The organism is Lysobacter sp. A289 (assembly GCF_054072675.1).
Genome location: NZ_JBSVRN010000001.1, coordinates 125553 through 145540 on the forward strand (window position 1 = coordinate 125553; position 19988 = coordinate 145540).

General features: G+C 65.2%; 20 protein-coding genes and 1 tRNA gene. 7 read left to right on the forward strand and 14 right to left on the reverse strand.

The genetic code is table 11. The features are described from left to right. Positions 1-5: 5 nt before the first annotated feature. The 5 genes from ACW5DN_RS00610 to ACW5DN_RS00630 all read right to left on the reverse strand — a co-directional run bounded on the left by ACW5DN_RS00610 (position 6) and on the right by ACW5DN_RS00630 (position 4808). On the reverse strand, positions 6-1736 hold the full coding sequence (locus ACW5DN_RS00610; protein ID WP_456960833.1) for an EAL domain-containing protein: 1731 nt from the start codon (positions 1734-1736) through the stop codon (positions 6-8). 9 nt (positions 1737-1745) lie between these two features. Then, entirely contained in the window at positions 1746-3161 is a 1416-nt protein-coding gene (locus ACW5DN_RS00615) for a M28 family peptidase (RefSeq protein ID WP_456960834.1), read from the reverse strand. Between the two features lie 131 nt (positions 3162-3292). Further along, positions 3293-3712 (reverse strand): large conductance mechanosensitive channel protein MscL, encoded by a 420-nt coding sequence (gene mscL, locus ACW5DN_RS00620; RefSeq protein WP_456960835.1) that lies wholly within the window; start codon positions 3710-3712, stop codon positions 3293-3295. Positions 3713-3751: 39 nt separating this feature from the next. Continuing rightward, the gene (locus ACW5DN_RS00625; RefSeq protein WP_456960837.1) at positions 3752-4486 is read right to left on the reverse strand and encodes a fumarylacetoacetate hydrolase family protein; all 735 of its coding nucleotides are present in this window, start codon (positions 4484-4486) and stop codon (positions 3752-3754) included. A gap of 10 nt (positions 4487-4496) precedes the next feature. Beyond that, positions 4497-4808 carry a hypothetical protein gene (locus ACW5DN_RS00630; protein ID WP_456960838.1) on the reverse strand — a complete coding sequence of 104 codons (312 nt, stop codon included), beginning with the start codon at positions 4806-4808 and terminating at the stop codon, positions 4497-4499. A 96-nt stretch (positions 4809-4904) separates the two neighbouring features. Between ACW5DN_RS00630 and ACW5DN_RS00635 the strand changes: the two genes are divergently transcribed. Then, a complete protein-coding gene (locus ACW5DN_RS00635; RefSeq protein ID WP_456960839.1) occupies positions 4905-5255 on the forward strand; it encodes a Rieske (2Fe-2S) protein in 351 nt (116 codons plus the stop codon). Here the strand turns inward: ACW5DN_RS00635 and ACW5DN_RS00640 are convergent. The 4 genes from ACW5DN_RS00640 to thiS form a co-directional block, all read right to left on the reverse strand. Next, positions 5252-7090 carry an SLC13 family permease gene (locus tag ACW5DN_RS00640; RefSeq protein ID WP_456960840.1) on the reverse strand — a complete coding sequence of 613 codons (1839 nt, stop codon included), beginning with the start codon at positions 7088-7090 and terminating at the stop codon, positions 5252-5254. The two genes, ACW5DN_RS00635 and ACW5DN_RS00640, sit on opposite strands and share 4 nt — an antisense overlap. Before the next feature lie 49 nt (positions 7091-7139). After that, positions 7140-7907, reverse strand: coding sequence for a tRNA (guanosine(46)-N7)-methyltransferase TrmB (gene trmB, locus ACW5DN_RS00645; protein WP_456960841.1), 768 nt, complete (start codon positions 7905-7907; stop codon positions 7140-7142). Continuing rightward, positions 7907-8716, reverse strand: a complete 810-nt coding sequence (locus tag ACW5DN_RS00650; RefSeq protein WP_456960842.1) for a thiazole synthase — start codon at positions 8714-8716, stop codon at positions 7907-7909. Before ACW5DN_RS00650 ends, trmB begins: the two co-directional genes overlap by 1 nt. A gap of 140 nt (positions 8717-8856) precedes the next feature. Further along, positions 8857-9057 carry a sulfur carrier protein ThiS gene (gene thiS / locus ACW5DN_RS00655; RefSeq protein WP_456960843.1) on the reverse strand — a complete coding sequence of 67 codons (201 nt, stop codon included), beginning with the start codon at positions 9055-9057 and terminating at the stop codon, positions 8857-8859. Between the two features lie 197 nt (positions 9058-9254). On the opposite strand from thiS, the gene ACW5DN_RS00660 reads away from it, so the two are divergent. The 6 genes from ACW5DN_RS00660 (at position 9255) to ACW5DN_RS00685 (ending at position 15122) form a co-directional block, all read left to right on the forward strand. Further along, positions 9255-11111 (forward strand): autotransporter domain-containing protein, encoded by a 1857-nt coding sequence (locus ACW5DN_RS00660; RefSeq protein WP_456962914.1) that lies wholly within the window; start codon positions 9255-9257, stop codon positions 11109-11111. Between the two features lie 45 nt (positions 11112-11156). Beyond that, positions 11157-11230 (forward strand) — tRNA-Gly (locus ACW5DN_RS00665). 145 nt (positions 11231-11375) lie between these two features. Continuing rightward, complete coding sequence (locus tag ACW5DN_RS00670; protein ID WP_456960844.1) at positions 11376-11846, forward strand: ATP-dependent zinc protease family protein; 471 nt, start codon at positions 11376-11378, stop codon at positions 11844-11846. After that, entirely contained in the window at positions 11843-12751 is a 909-nt protein-coding gene (gene rimK / locus ACW5DN_RS00675; RefSeq protein WP_456960845.1) for a 30S ribosomal protein S6--L-glutamate ligase, read from the forward strand. Before ACW5DN_RS00670 ends, rimK begins: the two co-directional genes overlap by 4 nt. A 294-nt stretch (positions 12752-13045) precedes the next feature. After that, positions 13046-13729, forward strand: coding sequence for a response regulator transcription factor (locus ACW5DN_RS00680; protein ID WP_456960846.1), 684 nt, complete (start codon positions 13046-13048; stop codon positions 13727-13729). Next, the gene (locus ACW5DN_RS00685) at positions 13716-15122 is read left to right on the forward strand and encodes a sensor histidine kinase (RefSeq protein ID WP_456960847.1); all 1407 of its coding nucleotides are present in this window, start codon (positions 13716-13718) and stop codon (positions 15120-15122) included. The genes ACW5DN_RS00680 and ACW5DN_RS00685 overlap by 14 nt, the downstream gene beginning before the upstream one ends. Before the next feature lie 7 nt (positions 15123-15129). Here the strand turns inward: ACW5DN_RS00685 and ACW5DN_RS00690 are convergent, their stop codons facing one another. The 5 genes from ACW5DN_RS00690 to ahcY form a co-directional block, all read right to left on the reverse strand. After that, complete coding sequence (locus ACW5DN_RS00690; protein ID WP_456960848.1) at positions 15130-16059, reverse strand: branched-chain amino acid transaminase; 930 nt, start codon at positions 16057-16059, stop codon at positions 15130-15132. Positions 16060-16129: 70 nt separating this feature from the next. Continuing rightward, on the reverse strand, positions 16130-16774 hold the full coding sequence (locus tag ACW5DN_RS00695; protein WP_456960849.1) for a hypothetical protein: 645 nt from the start codon (positions 16772-16774) through the stop codon (positions 16130-16132). 44 nt (positions 16775-16818) lie between these two features. Continuing rightward, the gene (locus tag ACW5DN_RS00700) at positions 16819-17460 is read right to left on the reverse strand and encodes a hypothetical protein (RefSeq protein WP_456960850.1); all 642 of its coding nucleotides are present in this window, start codon (positions 17458-17460) and stop codon (positions 16819-16821) included. Between the two features lie 106 nt (positions 17461-17566). Continuing rightward, positions 17567-18391 carry a methylenetetrahydrofolate reductase [NAD(P)H] gene (metF, locus tag ACW5DN_RS00705; protein ID WP_456960851.1) on the reverse strand — a complete coding sequence of 275 codons (825 nt, stop codon included), beginning with the start codon at positions 18389-18391 and terminating at the stop codon, positions 17567-17569. A gap of 144 nt (positions 18392-18535) precedes the next feature. Further along, positions 18536-19981, reverse strand: coding sequence for an adenosylhomocysteinase (gene ahcY, locus ACW5DN_RS00710; protein ID WP_456960852.1), 1446 nt, complete (start codon positions 19979-19981; stop codon positions 18536-18538). Between the last annotated feature and the right edge of the window lie 7 nt (positions 19982-19988).

The window sequence follows — 19988 nt, forward strand, 5'->3', positions numbered from 1 at the left end:
TCGCGTCAGTCATGGCCGGTCGCATGCTGTTCGTAGGCGCGAAACGCGGCCTGGATGTGCTCGCGCAATTCATCGTCGTTCCAGGGTTTGGTGAGATAGCGGTAAATCGATCCGTGGTTGATCGCCTCGGTGATGGTGGTCAGGTCGGTGTAGCCCGATAGCACCATGCGCACCGTATCGGGGTACATGTCGCGCACGCGGGTCAGGAACTCGGTGCCGCTCATGTCAGGCATGCGTTGGTCGGACAGGATCACCTGGACCGGGTTGCTGGCCAGCAAGTCGAATGCCTCGCGTACCCCGTTGGCGGTCAGGATCTGGTAGCCGTCGCGGCGGAATAACCGCACCAGCGATCGCAACACGTTCTCCTCATCGTCGAGAAGCAGTAAGGTGCGTGCGGGACGGTTGGCGGTGAATGCCTCCGGCAGCAGGAAACGGCGCCGGATGAGGTCGTCCAGTTCGTCGGCGGGCAGCGGTACGCTGAACAGGTAACCTTGGAGGAAATTGCAATGGTTGCGACGCAGGAAGCCGAGTTCGGCCTCGCTTTCGACTCCCTTCGCGGTGACCTTCATGCCCAGGCTGTGGCCCATGGCGATGATGCCGCGCACGATGGCCGCGCTGCGGGTGTTGCTGGCGACGTTGAGGATGAAGCTGCGGTCGATTTTCAGCCGGTCCAGCGGGTATTGGGCCAGCGCGGACATGCTCAGGCCACCCAAGCCGAAGTCGTGCACGGTCAGGGTGGCCCCCAAAGCGCGCAAGCCGGCAAGATTGTCCAGGACCTGGCGGGTGTCGAGCGCGAGTACGTGTTCGGCGATCTCGAACTCCAATGCCTTCGCCGGCAAACCGTACTTGTGCAATAGCGTGCCGATCCGATCCACGCAATCGCGATGAGTGAGCAGCGGCTCGTCAAGGTGGACCGATATGCCGAGGTAATCCAGGCCTTGGTTTTGCCATTGCGCCAGCTGGCGCAGTGCCGATTCGACGACCCACCAGCCCAGCGGCTCTGACAACCCGACGCGATCAACGATCTCGATGAAACGGTTCGGCAGCATCAGGCCCTGGTCCTCGGTCTGCCAGCGCAGCAAGGCACTGAAACCCGCCAACCCGCCATCATGGGCATTGACCAGGGGTTGGTAGAACAGACGGAACTCGTCGTTGTCCAGCGCCTTCGCGAAGCGTTCGGCAAAGCCGTCGTTGGATGCGGTGTGTCCCGGCTTGGCGACATACAGGCCGACGGCATCCAGGCCTTCCTGCTTGACCCGGAGAAGGGCTTGCTCGGCCTTGGCCAGCAACGCGGCGGCGTTGCTGGCATGGTCGGGAAATATCGCCACCCCGATCGAGAACGTGATCGGCACCGTATAGGGTGGGATGGACAGCGGCGTCTCGAAGGCATCGCGCAACAGGTTGGCCAGGTTGCTGCCGTCGGACTCCCCGTCCCGGTAACCGATGGCGGCAATGAACTGGTCGCCCGCAAGTCGCCATAACCAGCCGTCCTGAGGGATTGTCTTGCGCAGCCGCTGAGCCGTGGCGGCCAGGACCTTGTCGCCGACCTCCTCGCCCATGTTCGCGTTGATCGAACGGAACATGTCGATGTTGATGTGCAGCAATGCGACCCGTCGCTTGGTGGCGCTGGCGGCGGCCAGCGCGGTGGTCAAGCTGGGCCCGTTGGCGCCAAGACGATAGATACCCGCAACCGGATCCAGGGAGATGTAACCGAAATCGTCATAGCGCTGGGGCATGGGCTGGAGCTAGTCCTGCGCGGGTGTCTCGCCGCCACCAAAATCCCCTTCGGCCGATGCGGCCAGGTAGGCAAACACCGCGTACGCCGCGACGTTCTGCGCCAGGGCTTCGGGGTCGATCTTGTCGAAGGTGTCGTCCGGGGTGTGGTGCAGGTCGAAATAATCGGTGCCGTCCTGGCTCAGGCTTGCCCATGCCAGGCCGTCGCGTGCGAACGGGCTGATGTCGGGACCGGGGCCGCCGTCACCGGGCGCGTGCTCGATTCCCAGCGGTGCGAGCGCCTCCAGGATCTGCGCTTCGGCCGCCTTGGCATACTCCGGCGCGGAGCTGTCGAAAGCATAAATGCGGCCGGCGCCGAAATCGCTCTCTGCGGCAATCTGATGCTGCTTGACCTGGTCGGCATGGGTTTCGGCATACGCCTTGCCGCCCCAAAGGCCTTGCTCCTCATTGGCGAACGCGACCACCCGGATGGTGCGCGCCGGGGCGGTCGGCAGGTCACCGATCAACTTGCCGGCGGCCATGGTCAGGCCAACCCCAGCGGCGTCGTCGATCGCGCCGGTGCCGGCATCCCAGGAGTCCAGGTGTCCGCCGATCAACACGACTTCGTCAGGCTTGCTGCTGCCGGTGATCTCGCCAATCACGTTGTAGGAAGTGGCTTCGCCGTTCCAGCCGGTGTCCAGCGCCATTTTCACTTGTACCGGCTTGCCCAGGGCGAGCAGGCGGGTCAGCTGGTCGGCGTCCGGCGCGGCCAGCGCGGCGGACGGGATCGGGGTCAGGCCTTCGTCGAAGCGGGTAATGCCGGTGTGCGGGTTGCGATGGGAGTCGGTGCCAGCCGAGCGCATCAGGTAGGCGCTGGCGCCGGCCCGGATCGCGGCCGAAGGGCCGCCCGAACGGGTACGTGAGCCCAGGCCGTAGCCGCTGCCATCGCGGGCACGTTCCATCTTGTAATCGATGAAGGCAATCTTGCCGTCCAGTGAGTCCGCCGGTGCGGCTTCCAGTGCGGCCAGGTCGGCGAAGCGCACCACCTCACCGGTGACCGTGCCACCCGGACTGCCGCCCAATGCCGTCAGCACCAGGTTCTGTGAATGGGCGCCCAGTACCTGCGCGCTCTCGCTGCGACGCTCCCACTTCGGGAACGTGACCGGCTCGGTCCAGACCTTGTCGTAGCCGAGTTCCTCGAACTTGGCCTTGGCCCAAGCGACCGCACGGGCATCGGCTGGACTGCCGGCCAGCCGCGGGCCGACTTCAGTGGTCAGCGATTCGGTGATCTTGTAGCCCAGGTCGCTGGCCAGCGCAATGGCGCGCAGTTGTGCAGCGGTGTCCATCGCGGCATCGGAGATATGGGTGTCCGCCGGCGCGGCGTGGACAGTACCGGCGAGCATCAGGGAGGTGGCCAGGGTGGTGCCCAGCAGCAATGGAATGCGCATCGGATCTCCTGCCGGGCCATGGCCCGAAAAACAATGAAGCCGCGAGCGTAACAACTCGCGGCTTCATAATGGCGTGCCTCAAGTCACGTGGTGGCATGCCACGCTTGAGATTCTTTTGCCGGTGTCGTTGCTCAGAGGCCAGGTTGCTTCAGCGAATCGCGGATCTCACGCAGCAACAGTACTTCTTCCGCCGGCGCAGCCGGGGCGGCGGCTTCCTTGGCAATCATCCTGTTGTAGGCCTTGATGATCATGAAGATCACGAAGGCGATCAGCAGGAAGTCGATGATGGTCTGGATGAACGCGCCATAGGTAATGACCGGTGCTGCAGCCTCCTGCGCGGCCGCGAGGTTGGCGTAGTCGCCGTTGTCGAGGGCGAAAAACAGCTGTGAGAAATCGACCCCGCCCATCGCCATGCCGACGACCGGCATGATGATGCCGTCGACCAGCGCGGTGATGATCTTGCCGAATGCGGCGGCGATGATCACCGCGACCGCCAGGTCGAGGACGTTGCCGCGCGCGATGAATGCCTTGAACTCGCTGACCATGCTCATCAGGTGATCTCCTTGGGTAGTTGGGCAATGCCGCGGAAACTATAACGTGGTAACGGTGTCAGTGACGCGGCCATGCAGTTCGACGAGGTCATCGAGATGAGCGTGGAAGGTATCGCCCGGTAGCAACGGGCCGACGCCGGCCGGCGTGCCCATGAACACCAGGTCCCCCGCGCGCAGGGCATAGAGCTTCGACAGCTCATGCAGGATGTCCGGCACGTCCCAGATCAGGTCGGTGAACGCACCGTGCTGGCGGAGCTGGCCATTGACCTTCAGGGTCAGCGTGCGGGTCGCCAGATCACCGACCTCGGCGGCCGGCAGCAGCGCGCTGACTGGGGCGGAATGATCGAATGCCTTGCCGGTGTCCCAAGGCAGGCCCTTGGCCTTGGCGGCCGCCTGGAGGTCGCGGCGGGTCAGGTCCAGGCCGATCCCGTAGCCGAACACCAACGCGTCGGCGGCAGCCGAGTCGAGCACTCCGGTAGGAGCGTCGGCGCCGAGCGCGACCACCAGCTCGACCTCGTGGTGCAGCTCGGTGGTGCCGCGTGGGTAGGGGACGACGCCATCGAGCACCAGCGCGTCGGCCGGTTTGCAGAAGAACACCGGACTGCCGCGCTCGGCTTTCGACGCGGGGGCGACGGCGCCCATCTCACGTGCATGGTCGGCGAAGTTGCGTCCCACGCAATAAATCCGACGGACCGGGAAAAAGCCTGTGTCGCCGGTGCCGCGGACGGGGATACGGGCCTGCTCGGGTGCAGGGATTACATCGTTGCCCGGCATCGCGGGTACGTCAGCGCGGCTGGGTCGACTTGTCGACAACCCGGTACTCGCCCTCGACCACACGCGGGTCATGCTGACCGGGGGCGCGACGACGGTGCGGCAACGGCTGGCTGCGGCCGCGGAACAGCCGGTATACCAGGCCCGCGGCCAGCATTGCCGATCCGATGACGGCACCGACAACCACCAGCAGCGCAAGCAACCCAAGACCGAGGGCACCCATCAGGAATCGCAGGAACGGGTTACGTGGCTTGCGTGGCTGGAAGGCGGCGCGGACGCGCGACTGGAGAAAATCGTTGTTGAAGCGGAAAGTCTGGCTGCTCATTGAATACATCATGGCACAATGCGGCGGAAGGCCGGAGTCGGCAGTATCCGCCGGTACGAGGAGAAGTTAGTGATAAATCCGTTAATAAAACCGCGGATGAACACGGCAGCACTTATCGCGATGGATCGTCTTGCCGATGGCGAGTTTGCCGCGGTTGGTGCGGACCTGGATGACGACATGGAGCCGCTGGTCCTGTATCGCGATGGCGAGCAGGTGCGTGCTTGGCTCAATGTCTGTCCGCATGCCGGTCGTCAGCTGGACTGGGCGCCGGGCCAGTTCCTGAAGAGCAAGGACGGGTTGCTGGTCTGCGCCGCGCATGGCGCCAGTTTCGAGTTGCAGCACGGCGAGTGCGTGGCCGGCCCATGCCGCGGGGATTCGCTGCGCGCGGTGGCCGTGGAAGTGCGTGACGGTGCGGTGTGGCTGAAAAGGGCGATGCCGGGCGCTTAGAACAACAAGTTCACCATCAGCACGGCGATCGCGGTATAGGCCAGTGACAACGGCCCGCCGACCTTCCAAAGCTCCTTGCCGGTATACCCCGCCGGCCCGGTGATCATCGAGATCACCGGGTTGGATGCGGTCATGAAGTTGTTCGACGCCGACAACGCGACGATCAACGCGAACGCGGTCGGGTCGCCACCGGCCGCCAGCGCCAGGTTGATGGCCAGTGGCACCATCACGATGGCCGCGCCGACATGGCTGATCACCAGTGAAAACGCGGTGGTCAGCAAGCCCAGCAGCAGTTGCAGCAACCAGGTCGGGGTACCGTCCGGCAATCGCTCGATGCTGTGCCCGGCGACCCAGGCCGCCGCGCCGCTGGAGTCCATCGCCCAGCCCAGCGGGATCAGGCAGGCCATCAGGAACACCGTCTTCCAGCTGATGGCCGAGTACGCCTCGTCGATGTGGATCACCCCGGTCAGCAGCATCCCGGCAACGCCGGCCATCAGTGCGATCGATACCGGCAGCCGCGACGACAAGGCAACCAACATGGCCAGGGCGAAAATCCCCAGTGCGATCTTCAGCTTGTGTGGTCGTTGCTCGCCCTTGGGGAAATCGGTCACCACCACCAGGTCCTTGCCCTTGGCAGCGTCGGCGAGGTTGGCCCAGATGCTGTGCAGCACCAGCATGTCGCCGGCTCGCAACGCCAGGTTGCGCACATCCTCGCGCATCACCTTCTTGTCGCGATTGACGGCGAGCAGGCTCAGGCTGTGGGTCTTGCGCAAGTGCAGGTCGCGCGCTGTCTTGCCGATGAACTTGGAGTTCGCCGGGATCACCGCCTCGGAAATGCCCGCACGGCTCGGGTTGAACAAGTCGGCGAACACGCGCAACCGCGAACTCATCCGCAGCATCTGGTTCTGGGCGAAATCCGCGACCTGCTGCCTGGGGCCCATCGCGCCCAGCACGCTGCCGACCCAGATCCGCGCATCGGCAGACGGTGACAGCCGTGCATCGTCCTTGGTCTTGATGGCCAGGATCAGCGGTGCATGGTGCAGCGTTTCCGCCTCACCCAGGGACATGCCCACCAGCGGGCTGTCGGCGGTGACGGTCAACTCGTAGACATCGCCCTCGATGCCGTAGGCGTCCTCAAAATAGCTTTGGGTGCGCGCCGGGGTGGCGCCCTTGCCGACGCCCTCGTGAAGACGCTTGCTGCCGAAGAACCTGAAATACAGCAACGAGGTGGTCAGCAACGCCAAGCCGATCGGCAGGGTCGCGAACATCTGCAACGGCTCCAGCGTCGCCGCACCCGATGGCAGGTTGCTGTTGGCCGCCAGCAGCAGGTCATTGAGCAGGATCAGCGGTGAGTTGCCGACCATCGTCAACGAGCTGCCCATCACGATCGCGGTGGCCAGCGGCAACAACAGCCGCGGCAGGGTCAGCCCGGTTCGCGATGACAGGCGCGATGCCACCGGCAGGTACAACGCCATGACCGACGGGTTCTGCATCACCGAGGAGTTCAGGCCGGCCACTGCGCCGGTCAGCAGCAGCAGGCGTTCCTCGATTCCGTGGGAGCGCCTCAACAACCACGCCGCCAGCCGGTTGAGCGCGCCGGTGCGGTCCAGGCCGGCGCCCAGGATCATGGTGGCGATGATGCTCATCACCGCGTTGGACGAGAAGCCGTTGAAGATGATGTCCGGTGAGACCAGTCCCGACAGGCCCAGCAGCACCAACACGACCAGCGCGACCACGTCGGCGCGGACGCGCTCGAACAGGAACATCACCATCGTGAACACCACCAGCCCCAGTACCAGCTTCATGTCGGTGGTAAGCGTCAGTGCGGTGTCCATGCCCGGGTTGAACACTTTGGTGGTCGGCCTGTCTTTTGGTCAGCAACCGTCAGCAGCGGTCGTAAAGAAGATCCCAGACGCCATGGCCGAGTTTCTGGCCGCGGGTCTCGAAATGCGTCTGCGGGCGCCAGTCCGGCCGCGGCACCGAACCGCGCTGTCCGGCGCGGTTGGCGATGCCATCGGTCGCATCGAGCACGTCCCACATCTGCTCAGCATAGTCGTGCCAATCGGTGGCGAGGTGCAAGCGACCGCCCGGGGCGAGTTTACGAACCAGCAGGGCGGCGAACCCGGGTTGCAATAAACGTCGCTTGTTATGGCGCTTCTTGTGCCATGGGTCCGGGAAGTAGATCCGGACCTCATCAAGGCTGGCGTCGGCCACCTCGTGGGTCAGCACCTCGACCGCATCGTGGTGGTAGACACGCACGTTGGTTGCATCGTCCAGTGCCAGGGCGTTGAGCAGGCGGCCGACGCCGGGCGCATGGACCTCGATACCGATCAGGTCGCGTGCCGGGTCGTGCCGGGAGGCGAACAGCAACGCCTCGCCATTGCCGAACCCGATCTCCACCACCCGCGGTGCGACGCGTCCGAACACGGTGTCGAAGTCGCGGGGTTGGTCGCGGCTTTCGGCCGGCCTGAAGTCGATCCCGAAGCGCTCCCACTGCTGGTCGAAAGCGCGCTGCTGGGCCGGGGTGAAGCGGCCCTGGCGCAACACGAAGCTGCGGATCTGGCGATGGCCTTCGGTGACGATGAACGGTTTGCCGGAAGCGGGCTTCGGCGCTTTGGGAGCGGTCGGCTGCGGCGGGTCGCTGTCGGGCATCAGCCGATGATGCCTTCCACCGGGCTGGAGGCACTGGCATAACGCTTGCGCGCCACCCGGCCGGCCTTGAACGCGGCGCGTCCCGCCTGGATCGCCAACTGCATCGCGTGGGCCATCAGCACGGGGTCCCTGGCACCGGCGATCGCGGTGTTCATCAACACGCCATCGCAGCCAAGTTCCATCGCGATGGCAGCATCGGAGGCGGTGCCGACGCCCGCGTCGACGATGATCGGCACCTTCGCGTTCTCCACGATTTCCACCAGGTTCCACTTGTTCTGGATGCCGAGCCCGGAACCGATCGGTGCGGCCAGCGGCATCACCGCCACGCAACCAATCTCTTCCAGCCGCTTGGCCAGCAACGGGTCGTCGGAGGTGTAGACCATCACTTCGAAGCCATCCTTGACCAGCGTCTCGGCGGCGGCCAGGGTCTGCACCACGTCGGGGTAGAGCGTCTTGTGGTCGCCCAGCACTTCCAGCTTGACCAGGTTGCGGCCGTCGAGCAGTTCGCGTGCCAGCCGGCAGGTGCGCACTGCCTCGTCGGCGGTGTAACAGCCGGCGGTATTGGGCAGGATCGTGAAACGATCCAGCGGCAGCACGTCCAGCAGGTTGGGCTCGCCCGGGTTCTGGCCGATGTTGGTGCGGCGGATCGCGACGGTGACGATCTGTGCCCCGGCGGCCTCGGTCGCGCGCCGGGTCTGGTCCAGGTCGACGAACTTGCCGGTGCCGGTTAGCAGGCGCGAGGTGTAGGCCTTGCCGGCAATCAGCAAGGGGTCGGCGGCGCGGAAGTCGGTGGCGTTGAATGCGTTCATGCCGCGATTATCGCACCGCAGGCCCCCGGGATCAGCATCGCAATAATTGATCCGGCGTCAGCCGCCGGAATTGATCATCCGGGCGTCAGCCGCCGGGTTTGCTCATGCGGGCGTCACCGCCGGGTTTGCTCATGCGGGCGTCAGCCGCCGCCCAGGGCATGCACGATCTCGATCCGGTCGCCGTCGGCCAGCGCGCGTTCGTCGTGCTGGCTGCGCGGCACGATCTGGCCGTTGATCTCCACTGCAACCCGGCGTTCGGCCAGGCCCTCGTCCTGTAACAGACGGGCCAGCGTGGTGGGGGCCGCGAGCGCGCGCGGTTCGCCGTTGAGAATGATGTCCATGCCGGCATTGTCTCGGGACGGGCCGAAAAGGGCCAGCCCGGCGACCGGCTCGCTTGCGCGCCGCTGGCAGCAAGCAGGCGGGTTGGCGGTTGGCGCCCGGTGGCTGATATGGCTTGTCTGCGGCCAACACCCGTGTTTCGATAAAGGCCGTCCGCTGGCGTATTGTGGCGCTGGCCCGTGTTTTGCACATCGCAGGAGTGATCCCGTTGAAACCTATTCGCGCCGCCCTGGCCATTGCCGTTGCACTCGCCTTCGCGCCGTCGCTGGCCGTGGCAGGTGACCCCGAGGCCAACGATCAGCCGTATTCGCAGACCATCTTCTTTGGCGACAGCCTGACCGACTCTGGACACTTCCGGCCCGCGTTGATCCAGGCGGTGGGTCCGCAGGCCGCCATCCTGGGCAAGTTCACCACCAACCCGGGGCTGGTTTGGTCCGAATACCTGGCGGACTTCTATGGCACCCAGGCGAGCGCAGCCAACCAGGGCGGCAGCAATTACGCGGTCGGTGGCGCGCGTGCAGGGGAAGACTCGGTCGGCGCGCTCGGGCCGACGCCGTCGATGATGACCCAGGTCACCAGCTACCTCACCGCGAGCGGCGGCGTCGCTGATCCCAACGCCCTGTACACGGTGTGGGGTGGCAATAATGATCTGTTCGCGGTCGCCCAGGGCGCGCCGCCCCAGGCCACCATCGGTGCCGCAGTGACCGCGCAGATCGGCGTCGTTGGCGCGTTGCAGGCGGCTGGCGCGCAGTACGTACTGGTGCCGAGCATCCCCGACCTGGGACTGACTCCGTCCGCACGCGCGCAGGGCGCCCTCGCACAAGGTCAGCTGACCCAGTTGGCGACGGTTTACAACGACGCGCTGTACGGCGGACTGGCCGCGGCGGGGTTGCAGGTGATTCCGCTGGATATGTTCCATCTGTTCCAGGAAGTTGCCGCCAGTCCAGCCGGGTTCGGTTTCAGCAACATCACCGGCACGGCCTGCCAACCCCAGATCACCGCCCAGTCCGTTACCTGCCAGCCCGGCAGCTACGTGACCCCGGATGCCGCCACCAGTTACCTGTTTGCCGATGGCGTGCATCCCACCGGCGCAGCACATGAGGTGATCGCCGACTATGCCGCCTCGATCCTGGAAGCGCCGCGCCAGGTCGCCGTGCTGGCCAACTCCGCGTCGATGGTCGGACGTGCCCGCGCCGACCGCGTTGCCGCGCAGCTGACCGGCGTGACGATGACCAATGGCAAGCGCTGGTGGGGCGACGTGCGTGGGGATTTCCAGCGATACGATCATGGCGACCTGTATGACGGCGCCGGCCCGGCCGTGACGGTCGGTGTCGACTGGCACCGCGATGGCCTGACCCTTGGCGGGTTTGGCGGCTATGGCCAGCTGAAGCAGGACTGGGGCCGCAGCGGTGGCAGTTTCGACCAGAGCGCCGCCAGCATCGGTGGTTACCTGGGCTGGACTGCCGGTAGCGGTGCCTGGGTCAACGCCCAACTGAGCTATAGCCAATTGGGCTTCGATCTCGAGCGCAATGCCAACCTGGGCCGCGTCACCCGGGTGCACCGCGCGGACGTGGATGGCAGCAACGTCAGTGCTGGCGTGAATGCGGGCTGGGAGTTCGGTAATGGCGCATTGCGTCATGGGCCGGTGTTGGGCGTACTCGCGCAGAAGATCCGGATTGACGGGTTCGGCGAGAGCGATCCGCAGCTGTCGACCTCGCTGGCGTACCCGGAGCAGGAGTTCGACTCGCTGATCGGCACCGCAGGCTGGCAAATGCGTTACATCGCCAGCGAGCATCTGCAGCCGTATGCGCGGGCGACCATCGACCGCGAGTTCGAGGATGCCCCGTCGCAGGCCTTCGGGCAGTTGCAGTCGATGCCGGGCACGGCACCATTCGCGGTGCCCGGGGTTGCGTTCGATGACAGCTACGGCAGCCTGATGTTTGGTGCCCGCACGCGGGTGATGGGACTGGACGCGAACATCGGCAGCAGCCTGACGCTGGGCCAGCAGGGTGGTCACCACGCCACCGTGTTCGCCACCATGGGCGGAACCTTCTGAGGCAGGCTTCCCCGACGCCCGGCAAAGGCTTTAAACTGGCGTGATGCGGGTGTAGCTCAATGGTAGAGCTGTTGCTTCCCAAGCAACTGACGAGGGTTCGATTCCCTTCACCCGCTCCACATGCGCGGCGGCCTGGTCCTGATGGACGGGGCCGCCGTTTTCGTTGGCTCGCGTCGATGACGGCACCCATGTTCCCGGGTCTGTCATGGCCGGGTCACCGTAATGGTTGCACCATCGATACAATTTCGCCTGGAGCGGAAGCAGATGATGCCAAGGGTTGTATTGGGCTGGCGGGAATGGGTCGACTTGCCGGCGCTCGGGGTGGCCGCGATCCGGGCCAAGGTCGACAGTGGCGCGCGCAGCTCGGCGCTGCATGTCGACGCGCAGTGGCGTTTCGTCGAGGGCGGCGCGCCATGGGTCGGTTTTCAGTTGACGCCGGGTGGCGTCGGCGGCATTTCGATGGAATGTTTCGCGCCATTGGCGGACGAGCGCGAGGTCACCGACTCGGGTGGCCATCGGACCCGTCGCGCGTTCGTAAGGACGTCGTTACGCTTGGGAGGTGTCGAGCGCCAGATCGATATCAACCTGGCCGACCGACGAGGCATGCTGTTTCCGATGTTGCTCGGCCGTACCGCGATGGCCCATGCGTTCATGGTCGATCCGGCACGCTCGTTCCTGCACGGCAAGCCCGTATCCGATCGTTCGTTCGACCACCCATGGATCCTGTCCGCATGAAACTCGCGATCCTGTCGCGCAACACCAAGTTGTACTCGACCCGGCGTCTGGTCGAGGCCGCCCGCGAGCAGGGCCACAGCGTCCGCACGCTCGATCCGTTGCGTTGTTACATGCGCATCTCCGGCGATGGCTTTGCGATGAACTACAAGGGCCGGCCGATCTCCGGTTACCACGCGGTGATTCCCCGTATTGGCGCCTCGGTCACCCGCTACGGCAGCGCGGTACTGCGCCAGTTCGAGCTGATGGGCACCCTCAGCCCGAATCCGTCGGACGCGATCCTGCGCGCGCGCGACAAGTTGCGCAGTCACCAGCTGCTCGCCGCGCAGGGGATCGGGATGCCGGCAACGGTGTTTGGCGACAACCCCGATGACACCGTCGACCTGCTGTCGATGCTGGGGCCACCCCCGCACGTGATCAAGCTCAACGAAGGCACCCAGGGCGCCGGAGTGATGCTGACCGAGAAGATGTCGGCCTCGCGCGGAGTGATCGAGGCGTTGCGTGGCCTGTACGCGCAATTTCTGGTGCAGGAGTTCATTCCCGAGGCACAGGGCGCGGACCTGCGTTGCTTCGTGGTTGGCAGCAAGGTGGTGGCCGCGATGCGACGCCAGGCGCCGGCGGGGGATTTTCGCTCCAATCTGCACCGCGGCGGCAAGGCCAAGGGCGCACGTGCCACGTTGGCTGAACAGGAGGTCGCGATCCGCGCGGCACGGGTACTGGGACTGGGCGTCGCCGGTGTCGACCTGATCCGTTCGCGCCAAGGCCCGCTGGTGCTCGAGGTGAATGCCTCGCCGGGTCTGGAGGGCATCGAGTCGGCCAGCGGCGTCGATGTGGCCGGCGAGATTGTTGATTACGTGGCCCAGCGATACAAGCGACGCGCGGCCAAGCGTGTCGCTGCGAAAAACTGAGGATCCAATTAACAAACGTTTAATCGGCCACCACGTAGATTGATCTAGATCGGAATACTGTCCGTTGCACATCAGTGTTCGCGCCAATTGACCAAGTCAGTCGATTACACCGCAGCAGTGGCAATGCAGGTTTCGGTATCGGGCAACAACTTTTGGCCCAGGCGCGGTGGTCCCGTGTCTGGGCTTTCTTTTATGCTGGTGCCCAGCGCCAGCACACTGCCATGATGTGAACCTTGTCACGCTGATTGCCGGCCAACCCTCAACCAGGCCACCCCTCAACCAGGAACCAGCCCCATGCGCATCCTCGTCATCGAAGACAATCAGGACATCGCCGCCAATCTGGGCGACTTCCTGGAAGATCGGGGCCACACCGTCGACTTCGCCGCTGATGGCATTACCGGCCTGCACCTGGCGGTCGTGCATGACTTCGATGCGATCGTGCTTGATCTCAACTTGCCGGGAATGGATGGGCTGGAGGTCTGCCGGAAGCTGCGCAACGAGGCGCGCAAGCAGACCCCGGTACTGATGCTGACCGCGCGCGACAGCCTGGACAACAAGTTGGCCGGGTTCGACTCGGGCGCGGATGACTACCTGGTCAAGCCGTTTGCACTGCAGGAGGTCGAAGTCCGGCTGAACGCGCTGTCGCGCCGTGGACGCGGGGTGCAGACCCGGGTGCTGACCGCCGCCGATCTGGAATACAACCTGGACACGCTGGAAGTGCGTCGCCAAGGAAAGCTGCTGCAGCTCAATCCCACAGGCCTGAAAATATTGCAGTCACTCATGGAATCGTCGCCGGCGGTGGTGACCCGGCAGGAGCTGGAGACCCGGGTATGGGGCGAAGAGCTGCCGGACTCCGACAGCCTGCGAGTGCATATCCACGGTCTGCGCGCGGTGGTCGACAAGCCTTTCGAAACGTCGCTGATCCACACCCGTCACGGTATTGGTTACCGGATTGCCGAACTCGATGCCACCAGCTGAGTCAGCGTCCGGCTCGTCGGCTCCGGCGCCGATGCGCCGTCGCATGCGTTACCGGCGGCGACTGCGCAGCCGCATCATCCTGTCGTTCGTGCTGCTGGGTTTCAGCCTGACCCTGCTGTTCGCCTGGGCGACCAACTGGACCCGCACCCGGGTGGAAAACCAGTTGGTCGAGGAGATGATGAATCGCAACATCTCCGAGGCGGCGCGCCAGTTTGAACTGGACCCGGAGAACCCGTTGTTCCCGGTCGACCAGATCAAAGCTTATGTCTACACGCCAGACAAGTTCGAGTCGGTTCGGCGCAACCGGCCCGAGTGGTACGAGCTGTCCGACGGCATCACTGGCATGCTCGGGGTTGATGAGACTGGTGACGAGTTCGCGTACAAGCTGGCGGTGCGGAAAACGCCGCAGGCCTGGTTCTTCCTGGCCTACGACATGACCCAGTCCAAGCGCAGCGAAGAGCAGTTCAATCGCGCCTTGTACGGCTCGGTGTTGCTGTTCACCTTGCTGTCGCTGGTGCTGGGCTGGTGGTCGGCGTCGCGGGTGATGAGCCCGGTGCTGGAGCTGGCGAAGCGGCTCAAGATATCCGGCCGCAGTGCCGAGTCCGAGGAGCTGGCCGCGCATTTTCCCGATGACGAAGTTGGCCAGTTGGCCGAGGCGCTGGATGACTATGCCGGGCGACTGACCGAAGTCGTCCAGCGCGACCGGGAGTTCAACGCCGATGTCAGCCACGAACTGCGCACGCCGCTGGCGGTAATCCGCGGCGCGGCGGAATTGTTGCTGTCACGACCCGATATCGACGACAAGAGCCGCGCGCGCCTGCACCGGATCGAGCGCGCCGAGCAGCAATGTACCGACCTGATCAGCGCGCTGTTGCTGCTGTCCAGGAACGAGCGTGGGCGTGGCTCGACCGATGTGGCCAAGCTGGCGGCGCAGTCGCTGGATGTGCATCGCACCCAGCTTGCGGGAAAGCCCTTGCAGTTGCGGCTTGAGGATGAGCTCGGCCCGCTGGTGGTCGATGCACCGGAAGCCGCCGTCGCGGTGGCGCTGGGCAACCTGATCGGCAATGCGGTCAAGTACACCACCCGGGGCGAGGTGATCGTACGAATGCTGCCCAACGCAGTCGAGGTGATTGATTCGGGCCCCGGGCTGAGTGCGGAAGATGCCGCCCATGTGTTCCAGCGCGGCTATCGGGGCACTCACGCCGGCTACTCGCAAGGCGGCGGGATCGGCCTGTCGATCGTGCGCCGACTGTGCGACCTGTATGGCTGGAACGTGTCGGTACGGCCAGGCGCCGAGATTGGCGTGGTCGCGACACTGAGGTTCGACGAAGGCAACGCGCTGGCGGCGACCAGCGATGCCGGTGTCGACCTCGATACCGGCCCGCCAGCCTGAGCCAGGGCTACGATCTGGCCCGTTCTTCCAGTGGCTCCAGCCAGCCATGGGTGTCTGGCGTACGGCCATCAAACAAGCCGAAAAACAGCGACTGGATTTGCCGGGTCAACGCGCCCGGCTTGCCGGTGCCGACCTGGCGGCCGTCAACCGAGCGGATCGGGGTGATCTCCGCCGCGGTGCCGCACATGAACAGCTCGTCGCACAGGTACAGATACTCGCGCGGTATGTCCCGTTCGACCACCTCGATGCCGGCATCGCGGGCCAGGCGGATGATCGAGTTGCGGGTGATGCCGTTGAGTAGCGCGGCACTGACCGGGGTGGTGTGCAGGGCGCCGTCGAACACCAGGAATATGTTCTCGCCGGCGCCCTCCGACAGCAGGCCGGTCGATGCCAGCGCGATCCCTTCGCCGAAGCCGAGCCGACGTGCCTCACGTGCGATCAGTTGGCTGGACAAGTAGTTTCCACCGGCCTTGGCCCCGGTCGGGATGGTGTTGGGGGCGAGTCGCTGCCAGCTCGACACGCAAGCGTCGATGCCGGCCTCCAGCACGCCGGCGCCGAGGTATGGGCCCATTTCCCAGGCCGCCACCGACAGCTCGACCGGGGTGTCGGCAGCCAGGCCGAAGCCGCCGAGGCCGCGGAAAGCGAGGGGACGCAGGTAAGCCTTGCCCAGGTTGTTGCGGCGAATGACCTCGCGACAGGCGGTGTTGATCTGATCCACCCCGTAAGGCATCGGCATGTCGTAGATCCTGGCCGACGCACACAGGCGCACGTTGTGGTCGGTCAATCGGAAGATCGCCGGGCCGGCGGGTGTCTCGTAGCAACGAATGCCCTCGAACACCGACGAGCCGTAGTGCAGCGCGTGCGACATCACGTGGGTGGTTGCATCTTCCCAGCGCTTGATCGCGCCGTTGTGCCAGATCCATTCGGGGTATTGCATCGTCGGGGTTCCGGGGTTGGTAGCGATCTATTGTGCCTGCTGGCGCCGCGAGGGTCGCGCTGGATGGGTCTCAATTCCTGATCCACAGGCAGCCGAAGTAGCGGTGCAACCCGAACACCGTTTCCGATGGCGTGACGCCGTTCTCGAGGGTCTGCACGACCCGCAATGCAACCGGCTTGGCGTCCATCACCGTGGAGGGGTAATAGCGTTCGCTGACTACCTCCACGACCTCTGCAGCGCCGGGCTCGCCCACGATCCGCGTGAACACAGGCAATGGCTCCGGCTCCGGCTCCGGCACCACAGGCACGATGTCGACCAGTGGCCGGCTGACCACCGCGGCAAACCGGGTCATCACTGCGGTGGCGCCGCGGCTGGACATGCCAGCCCAGTGGTAGACGCTGGCAAGCCGGTTGGCGTCGCCACCGTCGATCGCGGTGGTCATCTCGAACATCAGGTCCTGCACGTTGCGCGCGCAGCCACCACGATAGATCCGGCGACTGCCGCCGCGGGCGGGCGAGGGTGCCCGTTCGATCGCGCCGATGTCCGAGCAGCGATGGTCGGTATACGCCACGGTGCCGTCGCTGTGCTGGCAGCGGTTGACCTGGGCGGCCGCGTGGGGTGACCAGGCCAGCGCGCACAACAGTCCGAGCGCGACCAAGCCGCCGCGGAGCGACAACCCGGGCGGGAGCAATGTCTGGTCAGGATGGAACGGCATCCCGCCAGCGTACGCGGCGGCGACGCATCGTTGAAGCGGGTCGCTCAGAACTGGACGAAATAGCAGCCGTGGTAACGCCGGACCTTGAAATCCTGTACCTGGCGCGACGCGTCGTCGCCGAACACGAGTTGCATGACCCCGACATCGCTGTGGTTGGCGCCTCCGGAGGCATCGGCCAACTGCATCATCCCGCCACCGATCCGGGCGTCGAAATAGTGGGCCTGCCACAGCGGTTGCTCCGCCAGGCGGCCCAGCCGCTGCATGATCGAACGCGTCTGGCCGGAGTCGAGCCCGACCCAGTGGTAACTCTCGGCGATCCGGTTGACGTCGCCCAGCGCCCATGCACCTTGCAGATCCATCGACAGTTGGGTCGAGGAGCGGGCGCAGCCGCTGGCGGCGGAACGGCGCGCAACTGCCGGGGCACGGCGGCCGCCGAACACGGCATGGGCGGCGCCGTCATCGCCGGCATTGTCGGAGGCCAGGCGCGTCAGCAGTTCGCCCGACATCGGCATCGCGATAGCGCCGAACGTCGAGCACGCCTTGTCGGTGTAGATCTGGGTGCCGTCGGGCGCCTCGCATCGCTGGATGCCGTCCTGGAGGTTGCCGCCTTGGGCAGGCGCAACGCCGGGCATGGCGAGTGCGGCCAGCACGGTCGCGGCGAGAAGGATCAGCGAGTGCGTGTTCATGGTGACGGGAGACCAGCGGGGGATACCCACAGAATCCGCCCGGCCCCGTCAAAGCCTTGTAACCAAAGGGCTTCAGGACTGAACGCCCTGGCAACCGCCGCTGAACTCAGGCCAACTTTGCGAGTACGTTCATGCTCGGTTTTGCCAGGTTCAGCGTGTAGAAGTGCAGGCCCGGGGCGCCGCCTTCGACCAATTGCTTGCACAAGCCAGCCACCACGTCGGTGGCAAAGTCGCGGACGCTTTCGGCGTCGTCGCCATAGGCCAGCATGCGTTGGGCAATCCAGCGCGGGATCTCGGCGCCGCACATCTCGGAGAAACGCCGGAGCTGACTGAAGTTCGAGATCGGCATGATCCCGGGCACGATCGGGATGTCGACGCCGGCGGCGCGGACGTCATCGACGAAGCGGAAGTAGGCGTCGGCGTTGTAGAAGTACTGGGTGATCGCGCCGTCGGCGCCGGCCTCGACCTTGCGCACGAAGTGGCCGATGTCGGCATGGGCATCGCGTGCCTGCGGGTGCACCTCCGGGTAGGCGGCGACCTCGATGTGGAACTGGCCGTCGTGTTCGCGACGGATGAACTCGACCAGGTCGGTGGCGTAGCGGAAGTCGCCGGGGTGGCCCATGCCCGACGGCAGGTCGCCGCGCAGGGCGACGATGCGGTGGCAGCCCATGGCCTTGTAGCGCTGCAGCAACTCGCCCAGCTCGGCGCGGGTGCCGCCGACGCAGGAGATGTGCGGCGCCGAGCTGAGCTCGTGTTGGTGCTGCAGCCGTTCCACAGTCTCCGGGGTGTAGCTCAGTGTCGAGCCGCCAGCGCCGAAGGTGCACGACACGTACTCCGGCGAATGCACTTTGAGCTTGGTGGTGGTGCGGTCGAGTTGCGCGCGCTGCTCGTCGGTCTTGGGCGGGTAGAACTCGAAGCTGATCGGGATCATGGGCTGGCCGGCACGATGGGATTGTTGGAGTATATCGCTTCATCGCGATGAAGATACCGCAGTACTGAAGTCCCGTATAGAAAATCGGCAGGCAAAAAAAAACGGGAGCCGAAGCCCCCGTTTTCTGTCGATCAACCGCCGCGATCAGTAGCGGTAATGATCCGGCTTGTACGGGCCTTCGACCGGCACGCCAAGGTACTCGGCTTGTTCGTTGCTCAGCGTGGTCAGCTTCACCCCGATCTTCTCCAGGTGCAGCCGCGCGACTTCTTCGTCAAGCTTCTTGGGCAGCAGGTAGACCTGCTTGCCGTAGCTGTCCTTGTTCGCCCACAGGTCGATCTGTGCCAGGGTCTGGTTGGCAAACGAGTTGGACATCACGAAGCTCGGGTGGCCGGTGGCGCAGCCGAGGTTGACCAGGCGGCCCTCAGCCAGCAGGAAGATCGCGTTTCCGTTGCCGAAGATGTACTTGTCCACCTGCGGCTTGATGTTGACGTGCTCCACGCCCGGCAATGCCTTCAGCGCATCGACCTGGATCTCGTTGTCGAAGTGGCCGATGTTGGAGACGATCGCCTGGTCCTTCATTGCCTGCATGTGTGCGGCGGTGATGATGTCCTTGTTGCCGGTAGTGGTGACGTAGATGTCGCCGCGGCCCAGGGTGGACTCGATGGTGTTGACCTCGAAGCCTTCCATCGCCGCCTGCAGGGCGCAGATCGGGTCGATCTCGGTGACCACCACGCGCGCGCCGTAGGCTTGCAGCGACGCCGCGCAGCCCTTGCCGACGTCGCCATAGCCGCAGACCACCGCGACCTTGCCGGCCAGCATCACGTCCATCGCGCGCTTCAGGCCATCGGCCAGCGACTCGCGGCAGCCGTACAGGTTGTCGAACTTGGACTTGGTGACCGAGTCGTTGACGTTGATCGCCGGAATCAGCAGCGAGCCGGCTTCGGCCAGCTGGTACAGGCGGTGCACGCCGGTGGTGGTTTCTTCGGAGACGCCCTTCCAGCCTTCGACCACGGTGCGCCAATAGCCCGGGCGCTCGGTCGCGACACGCTTGAGCAGGTTCTTGATCACCTGCTCCTCGTGCGAGGAGGCCGGCTCATCGACCCACTTGCTGCCGTTCTCGAGCTCATAGCCCTTGTGGATCAGCAGGGTCACATCGCCGCCGTCGTCGACCACCAGCTGCGGGCCGAGGAAGCCGCCCTTGCCGTCGCGGAAGCTCAACGCCTCCAGTGTGCAATCCCAGTATTCCTCCAGCGACTCGCCCTTCCAGGCGAACACCGGGGTGCCGGTCGCGGCGATCGCGGCGGCGGCGTGGTCTTGGGTGCTGAAGATGTTGCACGAGGCCCAGCGCACGTCGGCGCCGATGTCCTTCAGGGTCTCGATCAGCACCGCGGTCTGGATGGTCATGTGCAGCGAGCCGGTGACGCGCACGCCCTTGAGCGGCGCCTCGGCGGCGTGCTTCTTGCGGATCGACATCAGGCCGGGCATCTCGTGCTCGGCGATGTCGATTTCCTTGCGGCCCCAGTCGGCCAGGGTGATGTCGGCGATCTTGTAATCGCCTTCGGTCGAGAAGGTCTTGGTGTTGTCGTTCATGGGGTGC

Coding starts and splice junctions, on each gene's coding strand:
- ACW5DN_RS00680 (WP_456960846.1), top strand. CDS start 13,046: ATGCGCATCCTCGTCATCGAAGACAATCAGGACATCGCCGCCAATCTG.
- ahcY (WP_456960852.1), bottom strand. CDS start 19,981: ATGAACGACAACACCAAGACCTTCTCGACCGAAGGCGATTACAAGATC.
- thiS (WP_456960843.1), bottom strand. CDS start 9,057: ATGGACATCATTCTCAACGGCGAACCGCGCGCGCTCGCGGCCCCCACC.
- ACW5DN_RS00615 (WP_456960834.1), bottom strand. CDS start 3,161: ATGCGCATTCCATTGCTGCTGGGCACCACCCTGGCCACCTCCCTGATG.
- metF (WP_456960851.1), bottom strand. CDS start 18,391: ATGATCCCGATCAGCTTCGAGTTCTACCCGCCCAAGACCGACGAGCAG.
- rimK (WP_456960845.1), top strand. CDS start 11,843: ATGAAACTCGCGATCCTGTCGCGCAACACCAAGTTGTACTCGACCCGG.
- ACW5DN_RS00700 (WP_456960850.1), bottom strand. CDS start 17,460: ATGAACACGCACTCGCTGATCCTTCTCGCCGCGACCGTGCTGGCCGCA.
- mscL (WP_456960835.1), bottom strand. CDS start 3,712: ATGAGCATGGTCAGCGAGTTCAAGGCATTCATCGCGCGCGGCAACGTC.
- ACW5DN_RS00670 (WP_456960844.1), top strand. CDS start 11,376: ATGATGCCAAGGGTTGTATTGGGCTGGCGGGAATGGGTCGACTTGCCG.
- ACW5DN_RS00610 (WP_456960833.1), bottom strand. CDS start 1,736: ATGCCCCAGCGCTATGACGATTTCGGTTACATCTCCCTGGATCCGGTT.
- trmB (WP_456960841.1), bottom strand. CDS start 7,907: ATGCCCGACAGCGACCCGCCGCAGCCGACCGCTCCCAAAGCGCCGAAG.
- ACW5DN_RS00630 (WP_456960838.1), bottom strand. CDS start 4,808: ATGAGCAGCCAGACTTTCCGCTTCAACAACGATTTTCTCCAGTCGCGC.
- ACW5DN_RS00640 (WP_456960840.1), bottom strand. CDS start 7,090: ATGGACACCGCACTGACGCTTACCACCGACATGAAGCTGGTACTGGGG.
- ACW5DN_RS00625 (WP_456960837.1), bottom strand. CDS start 4,486: ATGCCGGGCAACGATGTAATCCCTGCACCCGAGCAGGCCCGTATCCCC.
- ACW5DN_RS00690 (WP_456960848.1), bottom strand. CDS start 16,059: ATGCAATACCCCGAATGGATCTGGCACAACGGCGCGATCAAGCGCTGG.
- ACW5DN_RS00635 (WP_456960839.1), top strand. CDS start 4,905: ATGAACACGGCAGCACTTATCGCGATGGATCGTCTTGCCGATGGCGAG.
- ACW5DN_RS00685 (WP_456960847.1), top strand. CDS start 13,716: ATGCCACCAGCTGAGTCAGCGTCCGGCTCGTCGGCTCCGGCGCCGATG.
- ACW5DN_RS00695 (WP_456960849.1), bottom strand. CDS start 16,774: ATGCCGTTCCATCCTGACCAGACATTGCTCCCGCCCGGGTTGTCGCTC.
- ACW5DN_RS00650 (WP_456960842.1), bottom strand. CDS start 8,716: ATGAACGCATTCAACGCCACCGACTTCCGCGCCGCCGACCCCTTGCTG.